This is a genomic window from Amycolatopsis sp. NPDC003676 (assembly GCF_053587275.1).
Genome location: NZ_JBSFNS010000098.1, coordinates 1 through 16,165, shown reverse-complemented (window position 1 = coordinate 16,165; position 16,165 = coordinate 1). Strand labels below are relative to the sequence as shown.

11 protein-coding genes are annotated in these 16,165 nt (G+C 69.4%); 6 read left to right on the top strand and 5 right to left on the bottom strand.

Features of this window, described 5'->3' with window-relative positions; translation table 11 throughout:
* Nucleotides 1–84: 84 nt before the first annotated feature.
* The 3 genes from ACWDNU_RS35820 (at nt 85) to ACWDNU_RS35810 (ending at nt 8,148) form a co-directional block, all read left to right on the top strand.
* Entirely contained in the window at nt 85–3,324 is a 3,240-nt protein-coding gene (locus ACWDNU_RS35820; RefSeq protein ID WP_449672133.1) for a BTAD domain-containing putative transcriptional regulator, read from the top strand.
* 63 nt (nt 3,325–3,387) lie between these two features.
* Nucleotides 3,388–7,008: a BTAD domain-containing putative transcriptional regulator gene (locus ACWDNU_RS35815; protein ID WP_449672132.1), complete on the top strand. Its 3,621-nt coding sequence runs from the start codon at nt 3,388–3,390 to the stop codon at nt 7,006–7,008.
* A 69-nt stretch (nt 7,009–7,077) separates the two neighbouring features.
* Nucleotides 7,078–8,148, top strand: coding sequence for an alpha/beta hydrolase family protein (locus ACWDNU_RS35810; protein WP_449672131.1), 1,071 nt, complete (start codon nt 7,078–7,080; stop codon nt 8,146–8,148).
* 1 nt (nt 8,149) lies between these two features.
* Here the strand turns inward: ACWDNU_RS35810 and ACWDNU_RS35805 are convergent, their stop codons facing one another.
* The 4 genes from ACWDNU_RS35805 to ACWDNU_RS35790 are packed head-to-tail and all read right to left on the bottom strand — an operon-like array spanning nt 8,150 to nt 11,737.
* Entirely contained in the window at nt 8,150–8,977 is an 828-nt protein-coding gene (locus ACWDNU_RS35805; RefSeq protein ID WP_449672130.1) for a carbohydrate ABC transporter permease, read from the bottom strand.
* Complete coding sequence (locus ACWDNU_RS35800) at nt 8,974–9,858, bottom strand: carbohydrate ABC transporter permease (protein WP_449672129.1); 885 nt, start codon at nt 9,856–9,858, stop codon at nt 8,974–8,976. The genes ACWDNU_RS35805 and ACWDNU_RS35800 overlap by 4 nt, the downstream gene beginning before the upstream one ends.
* A 5-nt stretch (nt 9,859–9,863) precedes the next feature.
* A complete protein-coding gene (locus ACWDNU_RS35795) occupies nt 9,864–11,129 on the bottom strand; it encodes an ABC transporter substrate-binding protein (protein WP_449672128.1) in 1,266 nt (421 codons plus the stop codon).
* Nucleotides 11,130–11,143: 14 nt separating this feature from the next.
* Nucleotides 11,144–11,737 carry a helix-turn-helix transcriptional regulator gene (locus ACWDNU_RS35790; protein ID WP_344279903.1) on the bottom strand — a complete coding sequence of 198 codons (594 nt, stop codon included), beginning with the start codon at nt 11,735–11,737 and terminating at the stop codon, nt 11,144–11,146.
* Nucleotides 11,738–12,138: 401 nt separating this feature from the next.
* Here ACWDNU_RS35790 and ACWDNU_RS35785 point away from each other — a divergent pair, with 401 nt between their 5' ends.
* Entirely contained in the window at nt 12,139–13,110 is a 972-nt protein-coding gene (locus ACWDNU_RS35785) for a glycoside hydrolase family 3 N-terminal domain-containing protein (RefSeq protein ID WP_370934188.1), read from the top strand.
* A 30-nt stretch (nt 13,111–13,140) separates the two neighbouring features.
* Nucleotides 13,141–13,647, top strand: a complete 507-nt coding sequence (locus ACWDNU_RS35780) for a hypothetical protein (protein ID WP_449672127.1) — start codon at nt 13,141–13,143, stop codon at nt 13,645–13,647.
* A gap of 3 nt (nt 13,648–13,650) precedes the next feature.
* On the opposite strand, the gene ACWDNU_RS35775 is transcribed toward ACWDNU_RS35780, so the two are convergent.
* On the bottom strand, nt 13,651–15,069 hold the full coding sequence (locus ACWDNU_RS35775; protein ID WP_449672126.1) for a tetratricopeptide repeat protein: 1,419 nt from the start codon (nt 15,067–15,069) through the stop codon (nt 13,651–13,653).
* Nucleotides 15,070–15,168: 99 nt separating this feature from the next.
* Here ACWDNU_RS35775 and ACWDNU_RS35770 point away from each other — a divergent pair, with 99 nt between their 5' ends.
* Entirely contained in the window at nt 15,169–16,077 is a 909-nt protein-coding gene (locus tag ACWDNU_RS35770) for an alpha/beta hydrolase family esterase (protein WP_449672125.1), read from the top strand.
* Nucleotides 16,078–16,165 lie beyond the last annotated feature (88 nt).

Below are 16,165 nucleotides of genomic sequence, written 5' to 3'. Positions count from 1 at the left end.
CGGTCCCGCCACGTCACCTTTTCGGCGTAAGCTCACCAGAGGCATCCGGCGTGTGACGATCCGTCAGCGCGTGAAGGGAGACCGATGTCGGCATCCGGCGGCGTCCCGGCGCCGGAAATCCAGCTGCTCGGACCGGTACGAGCCTGGCTCGACGACCGGCAGCTCGACCTCGGTTCCGCTCATCGGCGCACAGTCTTCGCCGTGCTCGCCTTCTCTCCGAACCGCACGGTCTCCCGCGAAGTGCTCATCGACGCAGTCTGGGGCGACGCGCCCCCGGCCAGCGCGCAGGGGAGCATCTACACCTATATCTCCGGTCTGCGCCGCGTCCTCGAACCGGGCCGCCGCAAAGGCGCCGAATCGCGGCTGATCGCCTCCACCGGGTCCGGCTACTCGCTCTGCGTCGAGCCTGAGCAGATCGACGTCCACCGCTTCAGTGCGCTGCGCGACCTCGGCAACCGGCTGCTCGCCGAAGGACGCCGGGCCGAAGCGCGGAGTGTGCTCGACGAGGCTCTCGCGGAGTGGGACGGCACGCCGCTGCAATGCCTATCCGGTCATTACGCCACCGCGCAGCGCGTGCGGTTGGAGGAGCTCCGGCTGGCGACCGTCGAACGCCGGGCCGAGCTGGCGATGGACTCGGGCGAGTCCGCCGGGCTCGTCACGCAGCTCGGCGAACTCGCCGCCGAACATCCCTTCCGCGAGCCGCTGCACGGTCTGCTCATGCGAGCGCTCGACCACGCGGGACGGCATCACGAGGCGCTCACCGTTTACACCGAGCTGCGCGAGCGGCTGGTCGAAGCGTCCGGCACCGAGCCAGGGCCAGCGCTGCGGGAGCTTTACGAAAAGCTGCTGGCCGCCGACGAGGCGGCCACGCCCGCACCGGTCACGAAAGTCCCGCGCTTCCCGTTGCCGGTGCTGCCGCCGCGCCCGGCGACGTTCGTCGGGCGCGAGAACGAGCTACAGCTGCTCAGCGAGGCTGTCGCCGGTCTCGGCGGCGGCCTCGGCCGTTCGGTGTGGGTCAAGGGCGAACCGGGGATCGGCCGGACCGCGCTGCTGGCCGAAACCGTCGCACTGGCGCACGAAACCGGCTATACCGCACTGTTCGCCGCCGCCGATTCGCTCGACCAGGGCTTTGCTCTCCGGCCGCTGCTGGACGCGCTCGGCGTGCACCCGCGCGCCTCGGACCTGCGTCGCGCGGAACTGGCGGTGGCGCTCGCCGAGAACCCGGAGCTGGATCCGGTCCAGGGCATTCTCGGACTGGTCCGGCAGCTGTGCGCGGACGGTCCGCTCGCGCTCGTGGTCGACGATCTGCAGTGGGCTGACGAAACCACGCTGCAGGTGTGGCAGCACCTCGCCCGCGAGACCCGGCGGCTGCCGCTGTTGCTCGTCGGAGCGAGCCGGCCGCTCCCCCGCTCGGCCGCGCTCGAAGCGCTCGCCGCGGATCTGTCGTCCGGCACGACCTCGCTGCTGTGCCTGGAGCCGTTGCGGGACAACGAGATCCGGAAGATTTCCGCCGACCTCACCGGCGCGCCGCCGAACCGGATGCTCTCGCTGCTGCTCGGCCATGCCGCCGGAAATCCGCGCTACGCCACGGAAATCGTCGAAACGCTGCTCGCCAATTCGATGATCCTGCTCGACGGTGCGCACGCGATCGTCGACGGTTCCTCGTGCCGGTCGATCCCGTCGCCGCTCGGGTCGCGGATCACGCTGTACCTGATCTTCCTCTCCAGCTCCGCGCGAGACCTGCTGCGCTGGGCGGCCCTGCTGGGCAAGGAATTCTCGCTCGCCGACATCGCGATCGCCACCGAGCGCGCGCCGACCGCGCTCGTCGCCGCGGTCGAGGAGGCGCTCACCGCGGGCGTGCTGGTCGAGTCCGGCGATCTGCTCGCGTTCCGGCATCCGTTGCTGCGCCGCGTGTTGTACGAAAAGACGCCGGCCGCGATGCGGGTCGCGTTGCACCGGCAGCTGGCCGAAGCGCTCGACGGAGCGGGTGCGGGCGCGGAACGCGTCGCCGAACAGCTGGCCGCCGCGCCCGCGCAGGTGGACCCGTGGGTCGCGAACTGGCTGGTCGAGCACATCGGCACGGTCGCCGCGCAGTCGCCGCGGATCGCGGTGGACCTGCTCAAACAGGTCGTCAAGCAGGCCGTGCTTCCTGCCGAGGCCCGCGAACCGCTCACCGCCACGCTCGCCCGGCTGTTGTTCTGGCTCGGTCGCGAGCCGGAGGCGGAGGCGCGGTCGGTCGTCGCGCGCACCAAGGACAGCAGGCAGGCCGCGGAAATGCGCTGGATCCTCGCCTACATCTATTACCGCCGCGGCGAATTCGCCGAAGCTTCCGCGGAAGTCCGCCGCACGCTGGCCGATCCGAAGGTGCCGGAGATGTGGCGCGGACGGCACGAAACGCTGCGCGTGACTATCGAACGGTTCGCCGTCGATCATCAAGCGGCGGCACCGGATCTGTCCGAACTGGGCGTGCTGGACGGTCTCGACAATGACGCCGACCTGAGCACCGCGCGCAGGCTGGCCGCGACCCGCGCGGTGCCGGGCGAGATGCACCTGGCCGGCGCGGTGCATTACTACTGGCGCGGCCGGTGGAGCGAGGCGCTCTCCGAACTCGACACGGTGATCCGGGGCGGCGCGGAAACCGCGTCGTATGTGTTGCGCAGCCCAGGATCGGCGTTGCTGGTGCACGGTGTCGGCGCGCTGATCGCGAGCCACCGCGACGAGCCGGAGGAGGCGCGTGCGCATCTCGACGCGGCTGCCCGGCATCAGTTCCCGCACGGTCTCGAACCGAACGGCGGCGACTACCTGCTCGCCGCGCGCGCCCAGCTCGCCGAGCTGGAAGGCGACCCCGAAGCCGCCCTCGCCGCGCTGCTCCCGCTGTTGGAACAGAGCTATCCGCCCGCCGCGCGCCAGCAGTGGCTGCCCGACCTCGCCCGGCTCGCTATGCAGCTCGGCGACCAGCCGCACGCGTTCCGGGCGTTGCGGCTGATGGGCGACACCAGCGGATACGACACTCCGCCGTCGCACACCGCGGCCTCCGCGCACTGCCGGGGCCTGGTCACCGCGGATCCGGACGCGATCCTCGGCGCCGCCACGCACTATGAGGCCGCCGGACGGATGCTCAAGCACGCGCGCGCCAGCGAGGACGCCGCGATCCTGCTCGCCGAGTACCGCCGTCTCGACGAGGCGCGCACGGCTTTCCTCGCGGCACTCACCAGCTACACCTCGGTCGGCGCGGCGTGGGACGTGCGGCGGGCCGAGACGCGGATGCAGCCGTACGGCATCCGGCGGGCCAGTCCGGTCCGCGCGCGTGCGGCAGGAGAGTGAACCGGGGTGGACTCGCGTCCATGATCGACCGGTAAACTCGGTCAACACGGCGAATGGAACGGCATGCCAGGGGATGTGCGGGTAACGGCGCTCGGCCCGCTGCGCGCCTGGCGCGGGACGACCGAAATCTCGCTCGGACCCGCGCGGCAGCGGGCGGTCTTCGCCATGCTGGCGGTCGCCGCCGGACGGCCGGTACCGCGTGCGGAGCTGATCGCGGGCGTGTGGGGCGAGTCGCCGCCGGCCAGTGTCGAAGGCAGCGTCCATACCTACATCTCCGGACTGCGTCGCGCGCTGGAACCCGAACGCACCCGGTGGTCCGCGTCGACGGTGCTCGGCTCCGGTCCGGCGGGCTACACGCTCGACCTCGCGCCGGAAGCGCTGGACGCGGCGAAGTTCGAGCAACACCGGGAAGACGGCAAGCGCGAGGCCGAAGCCGGGGCGCACAACCGCGCGGTGGCCGAGTTCAGCGCCGCGCTCAAGCTCTGGCACGGCGAAGCGCTGTCCGGGGTGCCTGGCAATTTCGCCGAGCGGCATCGCGCATATCTCGCAGAGCTGCGGCTGGACACGCTGGACCGGGCCGCCCGCAGCAGGCTGGAAATGGGCGGCCACCAGGAGATCATCGCTGAGCTGACCGCGCTCACCGCCGAGTATCCGCTGCGCGAATCGTTGCGGGCGTCGCTGATGCTCGCGCTTTACCGCAGCGGTCGGCATTCCGACGCGCTCGATGTGTTCCGCGACGCGCGCAGCACGATGCGCGCGGAGCTGGGCGTGGAACCCGGGCCGGGGCTGCGCGAGCTGCACCAGCGCGTGCTCGCCGAGGATCCGGCGCTGGACCTGCGGCGACCGGCGGTGCCCGAGCCGGTCGTGCGTGCGCCGCGGGATCCATTGCTCGGCCGGGAAGCCGAGGTCGGCAAGCTGCACCAGCTGCTCGACGGGGTCCGCGCGGGCCGGGGCCGGGCGGTGTGGATCGAGGGCGAGGCCGGGATCGGGAAGTCGGAGCTGCTGGCGCACGCGTTCGGCGACGCCGGCGGCCTGCAGGTCGCCTGGGTCACCGCGGACGAGCTGAGCATGCGGTTTCCGTTGCAGGTCATGCACGAATGCCTGGCGATCGACCCGCATTCGCCGGATCCGCGCCGTGCGCGCGTCGCGCTGAGCAGCGAGGAGCCGGTGCGGCGCGTCGGCGACCCGGTGCTGGATTCGGTCGACCGGCTGCTGGCGCTCGTCGACGAGCTGTGCGCCGAATCGCCGTTGTTGCTCGTGGTGGATGACTTGCAGTGGGCGGACGAGTCGAGCGTGCTGGTCTGGCATCGGCTGTCCGCGGCTGCCCGGCAGCTGCCGTTGTTGCTGGTCGCCGCGACGCGACCGGCACCGGAGCGGCCGGAGATGACCCAGCTGCGCCGTGGCGTCGAGACGCGCGACGGGGTCGTGCTCGACCTCGGACCGCTCGGCGAGGACGACGTCCTGTGCCTCCTGCAGCGGCAGATCGGCGCGGACCCCGGGCCGCGGTTGCGGGACCTGACCGCGCGCGCCGGCGGCAATCCGTTGTACCTCAAGGAAATGCTGGACGCGCTGATGCACTCGGGCGCGGTCGAACAGCGCGACGGGCTCGCCGACGTCCCGGATCCGCTGCGGTTCGAGCCGCCGGAGTCGATCGTCGCGGCGGTCAACCGGCGGCTGGAACTGCTGCCCGAGCAGACCCGGCACGTGCTGGGCTGGGGCGCGATTCTCGGCATGGAATTCGCGGTCGGCGACATCGCGGCGGTGCTCGGGCAGCGGCCGTCGGACCTGCTCGGGCCGCTCGAAATGGCGGTCGCGGACAACATCCTGCTCGACACCGGCACCCAGCTCGCGTTCCGGCTTCCGTTGCTGCGCCAGACGTTGTACCACCATCTGCCGCCGGAAACCCGGGCCGCGCAGCATCGCCAGGCCGCCGAAGCGCTGGCCAAGATCGGCGCGCCGGTGAAGCGGGTCGCCGAGCAGCTCGTGGCCGTTCCGTCCACTGTGGACCCGTGGGTGCTGGACTGGCTCGTGGAGCACCAGAGCGCGGTGTCGAACCGGGCTCCGCTGATCGCGGTCGAGCTGCTGGAGCGCGCGCTGGCCGTGGTCGAGGACGACGATCCGCGCCGCGAGCCGTTGCTGGTCGCGCTGGTGCGGGTGCTGTTCCGGCTCGAACGGAGTCCGGAAGACCTTGCGCTGCAAGCCTTTGAGCTGGCTCGCGATCCGGACCACGCGGCGGAGATGCGCCACATCGTGTCCGCGATGCAGTTCCGGCGGGGCGACACGCAACTCGCGGTGGAGACGCTCGGGAATCCGGCGGAGGATCCGGGAGTCCCGGAGCTGTGGCGGGTCCGGGGTCGCCACCTGCTCGCGAACTACCGGCGCGGCGGACTCGACGACCTCGACGTCGCGGAGGAGAACGCGCACCACGCCCGAGCCGAGGCGAACGGCGACGGCTACCTCACCGCGCACGCGCTGCAGACGTTGTGGCTGGTCGATTCCGTGCGGCGGCATCACGCCAGCGCGCTGAAGCACGTGGACGAGGCGATCGCGGCCGTCGGCGACGACCACGAACTGGCCGATCTGCACCTGGATCTGCTGGACAACCGCGTCTTCACGCTGCAGAACCTCGACCGGCTGGACGACGCGAACCGCACGCTGCAGGAAGCCGCCGAGGTCACGCGGCGGCACAGCATGCCGAGCGGGCTGCAGGTTTCCGTCGCGGTGCACCGGTATTGGGAAGGCCGGTGGGACGAAGCGCTGGTCGAACTGGACACGGTGACCGAGGACGGTCCGGCGATCACCTTTTTCGGCCTGCGCGAACCGGGTGCGGCGGCGTTGCTGCTGCACGGGGTCGCGGCGCTCATCGCGGCCCGGCGGGGCGAACACGCGCAGGCGGCCGCGCTGCTGGACGCCGCGGAGGAACACGCGCCCGCGACCAGTGCCGAGCGGGAGAGTTTCGACTTTTTGCTTGCCGCGCATGCGCTTGTCGCCTATCAGCAGGGTGATTTGCAGAAGGCGATCACGGTGTTCGAACCGATCCTGAATCCGACGTACGCACAGATGATGTTGCGGCATCAGTGGTTGCCGCAGTTCGCGCAGATCGCGTTGGCGGCGGGCGACCGGGCGGCAGCGGAGCGGGCGCTGGCGGTGTGTGTCGAAGAGGCGGAGAAGGAACTCGAACCGGCGCGGGCGTTCGCGGCCGCGGAATGGTGTCGCGGGTTGCTGGACGAGGATCCGGAGCCCGTGCTGCGGACGGTGGAGCATTTCCGTGCGGTGGGGCGGAAACCGGAGCTGGCCAGCGCGTTGGAGGATGCGGCGGTGCTGCTGGCTCGGGTCGGTCGGTTGGATGCCGCGCAGGCTGCGTTCGACGAGGCAGCTTCGCTGTACACGGAGCTTTCGGCGGCGTGGAATCTGGAGCACGCGGAGACGCGGTTGCAGGCGGTCGGCGTGCAGCGCGGTGCTTCGCTGGCGTCGGCGCGGCCCGAGCACGGCTGGGAATCGCTGTCGACGCTGGAAGTCCGTATTGCTCGGCTGGTCGCCGCGGGTCGGTCCAATCCGGAGATCGCGACCGAGCTGCGGATTCCGCGCCGGACGGTCCAGGCGCACGTCGTGCGGTTGCTCGGGAAGCTGGACGCACCGTCGCGGAGCGAGCTGGCGACGACCGTGGCGCGACGAACGGGGTGACGAAAGTAGGGGGTCGCTGGAGACGGTCGGCAGGCGCGGGCATCCCGGGCAAACCGGCAGAGTTCCGGCATGCGCTTCCGAACTGTCCTCGCCGCCGCCCTCCTCGTTACCGCACTGGGTTCCGCGCCCGCCGCGGCGGAAACCACTTTTGAACTTCCCACACCGTCCGGGCCGCACGCGATCGGCGAGCGCGACGTCCACCTCGTTGACCAGGCGCGGAACCGGGAGCTGATGGTCAGCGTCTGGTACCCGACCCGGCCCGGCGCTGGTCCGAAGGCGCGATATCTGCCCTCGGGGGCCGCCCAGTACTTCGACCAGGGTGCGGCGCCGGCGCTGGGGCTGCCGACCGGCAAGGTCGACTGGGCAGCTGTCGAGACCCATGCCCGGGCGAACGCGCCGGTGCAGGGGCGGTGGCCGGTGGTCGTCTACTCGCCGGGCTGGGCGTCGCTGCGGGCGCTGGGCAGCGCGACCGCCGAGGACCTCGCCAGCCGCGGGTACATCGTGGTGACTATCGACCACACCGGCGAGGCGCCGTTTGTCGTGTTCCCGGACGGGCGGGTGGTGTTCTCTCAGGGGAGCAAGGACCTGGTGGCCGGGATGCGGACGCGGGTCGCGGATGTCCGGTTCGCCCTTGATCAGCTGCCGGGCATTCCGGGGCTCGGGCAGTCGATGGACATGAGCCGGGTCGGGGCGATCGGGCATTCGTTCGGCGGTGATACGGCTGCCGAGATGTCTACAGTGGACTCCCGGGTGGATGCGGCGGCCGATTTGGACGGTTGGCTCGCCTATGACGTCGATGGCAAGCAGCTCACCCGCGCCGGTGCGGAGGGGGTGTCGCGGCCGGTGTTGCTGATGGGGTCGTCGGGGAGCACCAGTGACGGGCAGGCGCGCAGCCATCGGACGTCGCCCGCGTGGAAGTCGTTGTGGGAGCACACTTCTTCTCCGAAGCAGGACGTCACCCTGGCTACGGCGATGCACTACAGCTACACCGATGTCCAGTGGTTCCTGCCGAAGCTGGCGCAGCGGGTGCCGGTCGATCCGAAGGTGCAGCAGACGCGGATCGGGACTATTGATCCGCGGGCGAGCATCGCCGTGCAGCGGTCTGCGATCGCCGGGTTCTTCGGGCGTTACGTCTCGTGACTTACGCCCGGGTCAGACCGGTCGAGATGCTGCGCACCAGGTTTCGGCCGAGCAGCAGGAAGAGGATGATGACCGGCAGCACGCCCAGCGTCGCGCCGGTCAGCATCAGGGCGTAGTCGGTGAAGTAGCCGCTGGCCAGCTGGGACAGGACTACCTGCACGGTCGGCGTTTCCGCCGGGTCGAGGACTACCAGCGGCCAGAAGTAGTCGTTCCACGCGCCCAGGAAAGTCACCATCGCCAAGACAGTCGCTTGTGGACGGATCGCCGGGACAGCCACGTGCCAGAACGTGCGCAGCACCGACGCTCCGTCCACAGTGGCCGCGTCGACCAGGTCTTGGTCGATCGAGCCCTCGCAGGCCTGGCGCATCCAGAACACGCCGAACGCGCTCACCAGCGCGGGCACGATCACCGCTTCGAGCCGGCCGTACCAGCCGAAATCGCTCACCACCAGGTAAAGCGGGACGACGCCGAGCTGCGCGGGCACCATGGCTGAGCCGACCACCAGGAGGAACAGTGTGTTGCGGCCACGGAAGCGGAGCCTGGCGAACGAAAAGCCCGCGAAGCTGGACAGGACCACATTGGACACCATCACCGTCGTCGCGACGATCAGCGAATTGCCGATCGCCAGCCAGAAATCGACGGTGGTGAACACACGCTGGATGTTGTCGAAGAGATGGCCGCCGGGCAGCAGCAGCGGAGAGGTCTCGCCGATCGCCGCGTTGTCCCGAGTGGACACTACGAACGACCAGTACAGCGGGAACAGCGACGACGCGACCAGCCCCACCAGCACGGCGTACACCCAGCCCCCGGCCCGGCCCCGGCGGATCACTGCGCACCTACGAAGCGGCGCACGAGCCGGTAGTTGAAGACCGCGAACACCAGGCAGATCAGGAACATCACCCAAGACAGGGCCGCTGCGTATCCGGCGTCGAATTTGCCGAAGCCTTTTTCGTACAGATACATCGTGAGCGTTTGGAATTGCCGGTCGTTGCCGCCTGCGCCCCCGTTGCCCGTGGCGTCGAACAGTTGGGGTTCGGCGAAGAGCTGGAGTCCGTTGACCGTGCCGGCGACCGCGGTGAAAGCGATGGTCGGGCGGATGCCGGGCACGGTGATCGACCAGAACGACCGCCACCGCGAGGCGCCGTCGAGCGCGGCGGCCTCGTACAGATCCTGGGGCACCGCTTGCATCGCGGCCAGGTAGATCAACGCGTTGTAGCCGGTCCAGCGCCACATCACCATGCTCGCCACCGCGAGGTGCGACGACCATTGGTGCGATTGCCAGGAAATCGGCGGCACCCCGAACCAGCCGAGCACTTCGTTGACGACGCCGTAGCCCGAGCTGTACAGCTGCGCGAACACCAGCCCGACGGCGACCACGGACACCAGGTTCGGCAGCAAAAGCCCGGCCCGCCACCAGGTCGCCGCGCGCAGCGGCCGGTTCAGCAAAGCGGCGATGCCGAGCGCGAGGAAGAACTGCGGGATCGCGGCGAGCAGGAAGATGCTGACGGTGTTGAAAAGCGCGTTGTAGAACCGCGGATCGCCGAACAGCTCGACGTAATTGGAGAAGCCGAGGCCGCCTTCCGGACCGGAAAGCAAATCCCACCGGTGCAGCGAAACCCACGACGTGTACAGCAGCGGGAACGCGCCGAACACTCCAAAAAGGACAAAGAACGGCAGGATGAAGACGTAGGGGGTGAGCTTCCGGTCCACGACAGCTACTTGATCGCGTCGCGGCCCATCCGGACCGCGTCGGCCCACGCCTGCTCGACGTTCTCGCTCCCGTCCTCGATCCGGCCGAGCGCGCGGCCGAATTCGGGACGCACGTCCGCGTCGTGCAGGCCGCGGTAGTTCGGCCGCAGCCGGTCCGCAGACGCCGCATAGATCTGGCCGACCGGCGCGTTCGAGAAATAGGGATCAGTGTGGGCGATGACCTGCGGATCCTGGTACACGCCCGGTTCGCTCGGCAGGATTCCGTCGGAAAGGAAAAGCCGCTTCTGCTGCGCGGGCGCCGTCAGCCACTGCGCGAGGTCGTAGGCTTCCTTCGGGTGCGCGCTTTGCTTCGGCACGGCGAGGAAGGAACCGCCCTGGTTGCCGCTGTTGCCCGGCACTGTCGTGACGTCCCATTTGCCGCTGACCGCGTCGCCGCCGGCTTCCTTGATCTGTGTGAGCATCCAGGCCGGACACGCGATGGTCGCGAAGCTGCCCTGTTTGATCGCGACGTTCCAAGCCTGCGTGTACGTCGTCGCGCCCGCCGTTTCGTGGGCTTGCGCGAGGCCGCCGGACAATTGGAACGCGGTGCGCACGCTGGGGTTCCGGTCGGCGATGTAGGAATCGTCCTTGGCCGAGAAGTAGTTCTCCGGCGACTGGTTGAGCATCGCGGTGTAGACCGTGCCCGCCGAATCGGCGAACTTCACCTTCGGCAGCTTTTCGGTGAACCGGGCGGCGACATTCGCGTAGCCCTGCCAATCCGGCATCAGCTCGGCGACAGCCTTGCGGTCGGTCGGCAATCCGGCCTGCTGGAACAGATCCCGGCGGTAGCACATCGCGAGGCTGCCCATGTCGGTGCCGAGCCCGAACACGTAATCGCCCGAGGTGCCCTGCGCCCACTTCCACGACGCCCATTGCTGTTTTAGCTTGTCCGCGCCGAATTCGGCCAGGTTGACGAATTTGTCCTTGGCCCGGATGTACTTCGGGATGTACTGCTCCTCGACCGCGACGACGTCGGCCGCGCCGCGCCCGGCCGCCAGCTGCGTGGCGAGGCTCTTGAAATGCGTGTCGAAATCGGTGACCCGGCTGCGGATCTCGATGTTCGGATGGTCTTTCTGGTACTGCTCGAAGAGCGGCGCGTAGCCGAACTCGCCGAATGTCGCCACGCTGAGCGTGATCTTCCCCGAGGACGCGGCGGAACCGCACGCGGCCGCCAGTAACAGGAATGCGGCGGCGAGCGCGGCAACGGCCGGGCGCCGGGTCAGCTTTCGCACGTGGTGAGCATCCTTTAAATCACTCCGGCGCGCAGCGCGTAGGCGACGGCGTGCGGACGGTTCCGCAGCTTGAGCCGGTTTGTCATGCCGTAGATCACGTTCTTCACGGTCCGCTCCGAGTAGCAGAGCTTGTTCGCGATTTCCGCGGTGTCCCAGCCCTCGGCCATCAACCGCAGCACGTCGACCTCGCGCGGCGACAGGTTGGTGTGGTCGCCGCCGCGGCGCAGGGTCTCGGCCTGGTGCAGCAGATCCCGCATCGAGGTCTCGCGCCCGGAGGCGGCGGCCACGATGCTGCGCACCAGCTGGTCGCCGCCGATCGCGTCGCGCGGCAACACCGCGGCGACGTGCCAGGCGGCCAGCTCGGCCAGGTCGTCGGCGTCCACGTACCCGGCGACGAACACGATGGCCGCGGGCGTTTCCGAGGCCGCGGCCCGCAGCGCCGCCTTCACCTCGCGAGTGACGCGGTTCGCGGCGAACACGAGCACCGCGGCTTCACCGCGCTGCTGGCCCGGCATCACCCGCACCTCGCGGCGCGTGCGCAAATGGTCGATGAGGCCCGCGAGGGTGATCGGGTCCGAAGCCCATGCCGCAACCTTGACCTGATTCATCGCTGCCTCCCCGGTGCAGAGCACTCGCCTGTCGTGTTCCAGCAGTGTGCCCACCGCGGCTTCACGAAATCTCTAGTCGGGACGCGCTCATTCTTCACAGCGTGAAGTTGGGCCCGCCGGTGGGGTTCGGTTACCGTCACGGAGACCCGTCCGGACATGCAGAGGAAATGATGAAGGCGCACGCACGACCCCGCTGGATCACCGCAGGCGCCGTCGGCGGCTTAACGCTCATATGTGCACTTTCCGCGTGCTCCGGGGATCGTTCCGTTTCCGGAACAGCAACGCCCACTCCGCTCACAGCGCCGAGTGCGGGCAGTTCGCCGCAAGCCGCTCCACCTGCGTCAACCGCGCCTTCGCAGACTGTGCCGGGGCAGCTGTCTTGCGCGTCGGCGGTGGCGGGGATGGATCCGCGGGCGCGAGTGGCGCAACTCGTGGTGCCGGGCGTCAACGCGGGCGATCCGGCGGCCGTCGCGGAGCTCGTGCGGACGCAGCAGGTCGGCGGGATCTTCGTGGGCGACAAAAAGACCACGCTGTTGCAAAATGGCGCGCTCGCCGGCGTCCAGCGGGCCGCGAAGATCCCGGTTTCGGTCGCCGTCGACGAGGAGGGCGGCCGGGTGCAGCGCATCGACGACCTCGACGGCTCGCTCCCGAGCGCCCGGCAACTGGCCGCCTCGAAGACGCCGGACGAGGTGCGCGCGATCGGCGAGCAGCGCGGCAAGCAACTGCGCGCACGCGGGGTGACCGTCGACTACGCCCCGGACGCGGACGTGAGCGACGAACCCGACGACGCAGTGATCGGCGACCGTTCTTACAGCCCGGACCCGGAGAAGGTCCGGCAGTACGCGATGGCCTTCGCCGAGGGTCTCCGCGCGGGCGGGGTGCAGCCGGTGCTCAAGCATTTCCCGGGCCACGGCCACGGATCCGGCGATTCGCACCGCGGAACCGTCGTGACCCCGCCGCTCGACCAGCTGCGACGGGTCGATCTGGTGCCTTATCGCGATATCTCGGAGTACGGGCAGGTCGGGGTGATGGTGGGGCACCTGGAAGTCCCGGGGCTGACTGGGGATGAGCCCGCGTCGCTCGCGCCGGAGGCGTATCGGTTGCTGCGCAACGAGTTCCACTTCACGGGCCCGGTGATCACGGATGATCTCGGCGGGATGAAGGCGATCACGGACCGGTTCGCGTTGCCGGATGCGGTGTTGAAGTCGTTGCAGGCGGGGGCGGACCAGGCGTTGTTCTCGTCTGGGCACAACGACGTGGGGGCTGTAGTGGATCGGCTTCAGCGGGCGGTGCAGAGCGGGGAGTTGTCTTCCGCGCAGGTGACGGCTTCGGTGGAGCGGGTGTTGGCGGGTAAGGGGTTTTGCCGTCCTTGAGCTGGGGTTGGTGGCGAGTAGCGTCGGAGTGTGAAGCCGATTCTGCTGCTCGACGTGGACGGGCCGCTGAATCCTTTCGCGGCTGAGACACCGCCGCCTGGCTTCGTCGAACATCAGTGGCGTGCTTCGCGATGGCGGCGGAAGACCGTGCGCCGGGCTTGGCTCAATCCGGCGCACGGGGTCGCGCTGCTCGCTCTCGCCGAGCGGACCGGTGCCGAGCTGGCGTGGGTGAGTTCGTGGGAGGACGAGGCCAACACCACCGTCGGCCCGGCTCTCGGGTTGCCCGCGCTTGCCGTGGTCGGTGTACGCGCCTATGACCGGCATCCGGACTGGAAGTTCGGTGCGGTCGGCCGCTTCGCGGCGGGGCGGCCGTTGGCGTGGCTCGACGACGACTTCGACCTGTTCCCCAGTGCCCGGCAGCGGTTCCTCGAACGCCGGGGTGGCATCGCTACCGCGCTGATCCCGGTTCACCCGGCGGCGGGGATAGGTCCGGACCACCTTGCCGCCGCGGAAACCGCGCTCCGGCAAGGCTTCTGAGGCTCAGACCTCCTCCGCGAGGACTTGAGCCAACGTGGCGGCAGCACTCACCGTCTGCGGATGGTCCTCCCCCAGCGCCCTTCGGCAACGCGGCAGGAGGTCTTCCAGTACAGCGCGAGCTGCGGCGCGGTCGCCGCGGCGGAGGTGGATCTTGACCAGGTTGCCCGTCGTCCGCAGGGTGCCCAACGCGTCCGGGCCCAGGGCGCGGCGGCTTCGGGACAGGACATCCTCTGTCAGGCGGCGAGCGCGTTCGTATTCGTCCAGCCCCAGGTACGCCACGCAGAGGTTGTTCATGGCGGTCAACGTCAGCGGGTCGTCCTCGCCCAGGACGCGTCCGGCTCTGGACGCGAGGTCGCCCAGCAGGTTGCGCGCCTCCGCGTATTCGGCGGTGCCTATCAGGCAACCAGCCAGGCGGTTGACGACGGCGAGAGTGTCTGGGTGGTCTTCGCCGAGTGCCGCGGTCCATTCGGCGTGAAGGATGCGACCTAGAGCGACACCGGGGTGAGCCTGGCCGGAGACGAAAAGGTAGCGCAGCACTCGGATGAGCAGTGCGCGGTACTCCGGCGGTTCGTGGCCGCGGAAGTCCGGTTCGGCGGCCGACATCCGGATGGCGTTGGCGACCCGGCGGTATTCGGGCCACGAGTCTTTCAGGTCGGGGTCCAGGTCCACGGAGGTCGGAGCCTCCATGAGAGGCGGCAGCACGGGATACGGCGGAGGCTGTGCGCGGTCCCAGAGTGAAGCAGGGCCGTCGAGCAGGCTGGCCGGGCAGCCTCGTTCGTGGAACAGGTCGCAGCCGGAGTTGAGCACTGAAGGCGAGTGGCCGGAGAAGAGAGCGGGCACCGGATACGCGTGGAACGGCTCACCCTGGTTATCGATGACTGCGGTGCCATGGCGGCCCGCGCAGGTCCAGTCCACTTCGAGCCGCCAGGCGACCTCGTGGGTGGTGGTGATCGGTTCGATCTCGAACTGCTCGATGTCGGTCGCGCTGACGGTGAAGGGGAAATCCGGGCCCTGCGCGACCAGGCGCGGCGACGGGGCGTCGAAATCGGTCGTGAAGGGGCGCGGTTCCAGCAGGCCGCCGATCCGGACCTGCAGGCAGGCCGGGCGCGGAGGGGTCCGCGAAACGATCACGACCCGCGCGGATTGCAGGACGACGGCGCGGGTCGTCCTGGCTTCCACGGTGATGATGTGGACGGTTCCGCCGGGAACCGCGACCCGCGGTGGATCGGTGTCGAGCACCAGGTCAGCCAGGGTGCCGCCGGGTCGCAGCCGGACCGAGGCGAGGAGCGGATCGGCCAGCTCCTCCGGGGTGTCGCCCGACCGGCCGACATTGATGTCGCCGTGCACCGCCCCGGCCATGACGACTTTGTCGAACTGACCGCCGGTGATGTGGTTGGCAGAGGACTCTTCCGCGTCCGTCACCCAGGCGAGCCTAGTCGTTAACTCAATGAACGAAAGGTTCGTCCGGGGCCGATGCGGGGTGACTATGGTCGCGCTCGCCCGTCGATCGAGGAGGATCGGATGTCCGGACGTTTCCGTGCAGGCGTTGCCGTACTAGCGGCGGCCATCGGGCTCGGGATGTTTGCCGCGCCAGCATCGGCTGAACCGGCGCCGACGACCGGATGCGGGCAGGCGGTGGAAAGCGCCGGCACCACGACGGTCGAGCATCTGACATCCGGCGGGATCGATCGCGAGTACCGGATCTACGTGCCCGCGCGCTACAACCCGCACCGGCAGTACCCGGTTGTCCTCTCCTATCACGGGCACGGGCGCACGGCGGAGTACCAAGAAGAACTGTCCGGTTTCTCCGGCTCGGACGTGATCGCGGTGTACCCGCAGGGAGTCACCGGCACGGACGGCAAATCCGCTTGGACCGGTGCGCCCTACTCGGCCCCCGTCGACGACGTCCGGTTCACCGGTGACCTCCTCACCTCGCTGCAGCACCGGATGTGCGTGGATCCGGCGCGGATCTACGCGGCGGGCAAGTCGAACGGCGGCGGGTTCGTCGGCGTGCTGGCGTGCCGGATGGCCGACCGGATCGCCGCGTTCGCCCCGGTTTCCGGCGCGTTCTATCCCCAGGGCGGGGCTTGCCGCCCGAGCCGGAAGGTCGCGCTGCTCGACTTCCACGGCACGGCCGACACCACCATTCCGTACACCGGAAATCCCGCGAAGGGGCTTCCGTCCATTCCGGACTGGCTGAACGACTGGGCCGCGCGCGACCGGTGTTTCCCTTACCCAGTCTCGGTTTCTCCGGTCCGCAATGTGGTCAAGCAGTGGTGGCCCGGATGTTCGCTGGTGCATTACCGGGTGGAGGGGGCCGGACATGTCTGGCCGAGCACCCGCCCGAACAACGACTCCGACACCCCTGCCCCGATCGACGCCACCCCGGTGATCCTTCAGTTCTTCAAAGCGCACCGTCTGGGCCGCTGACGTACGTGAGGGGAACCCTGAGGGAATCTGATTCCCTCAGGGTTCCCCTCACGTACGTTCAACGGCGCGCACCGCACCAGCCTCAGCC

Coding starts and splice junctions, on each gene's coding strand:
- ACWDNU_RS35820 (WP_449672133.1), top strand. CDS start 85: ATGTCGGCATCCGGCGGCGTCCCGGCGCCGGAAATCCAGCTGCTCGGA.
- ACWDNU_RS35815 (WP_449672132.1), top strand. CDS start 3,388: ATGCCAGGGGATGTGCGGGTAACGGCGCTCGGCCCGCTGCGCGCCTGG.
- ACWDNU_RS35810 (WP_449672131.1), top strand. CDS start 7,078: ATGCGCTTCCGAACTGTCCTCGCCGCCGCCCTCCTCGTTACCGCACTG.
- ACWDNU_RS35790 (WP_344279903.1), bottom strand. CDS start 11,737: ATGAATCAGGTCAAGGTTGCGGCATGGGCTTCGGACCCGATCACCCTC.
- ACWDNU_RS35785 (WP_370934188.1), top strand. CDS start 12,139: ATGGATCCGCGGGCGCGAGTGGCGCAACTCGTGGTGCCGGGCGTCAAC.
- ACWDNU_RS35770 (WP_449672125.1), top strand. CDS start 15,169: ATGTCCGGACGTTTCCGTGCAGGCGTTGCCGTACTAGCGGCGGCCATC.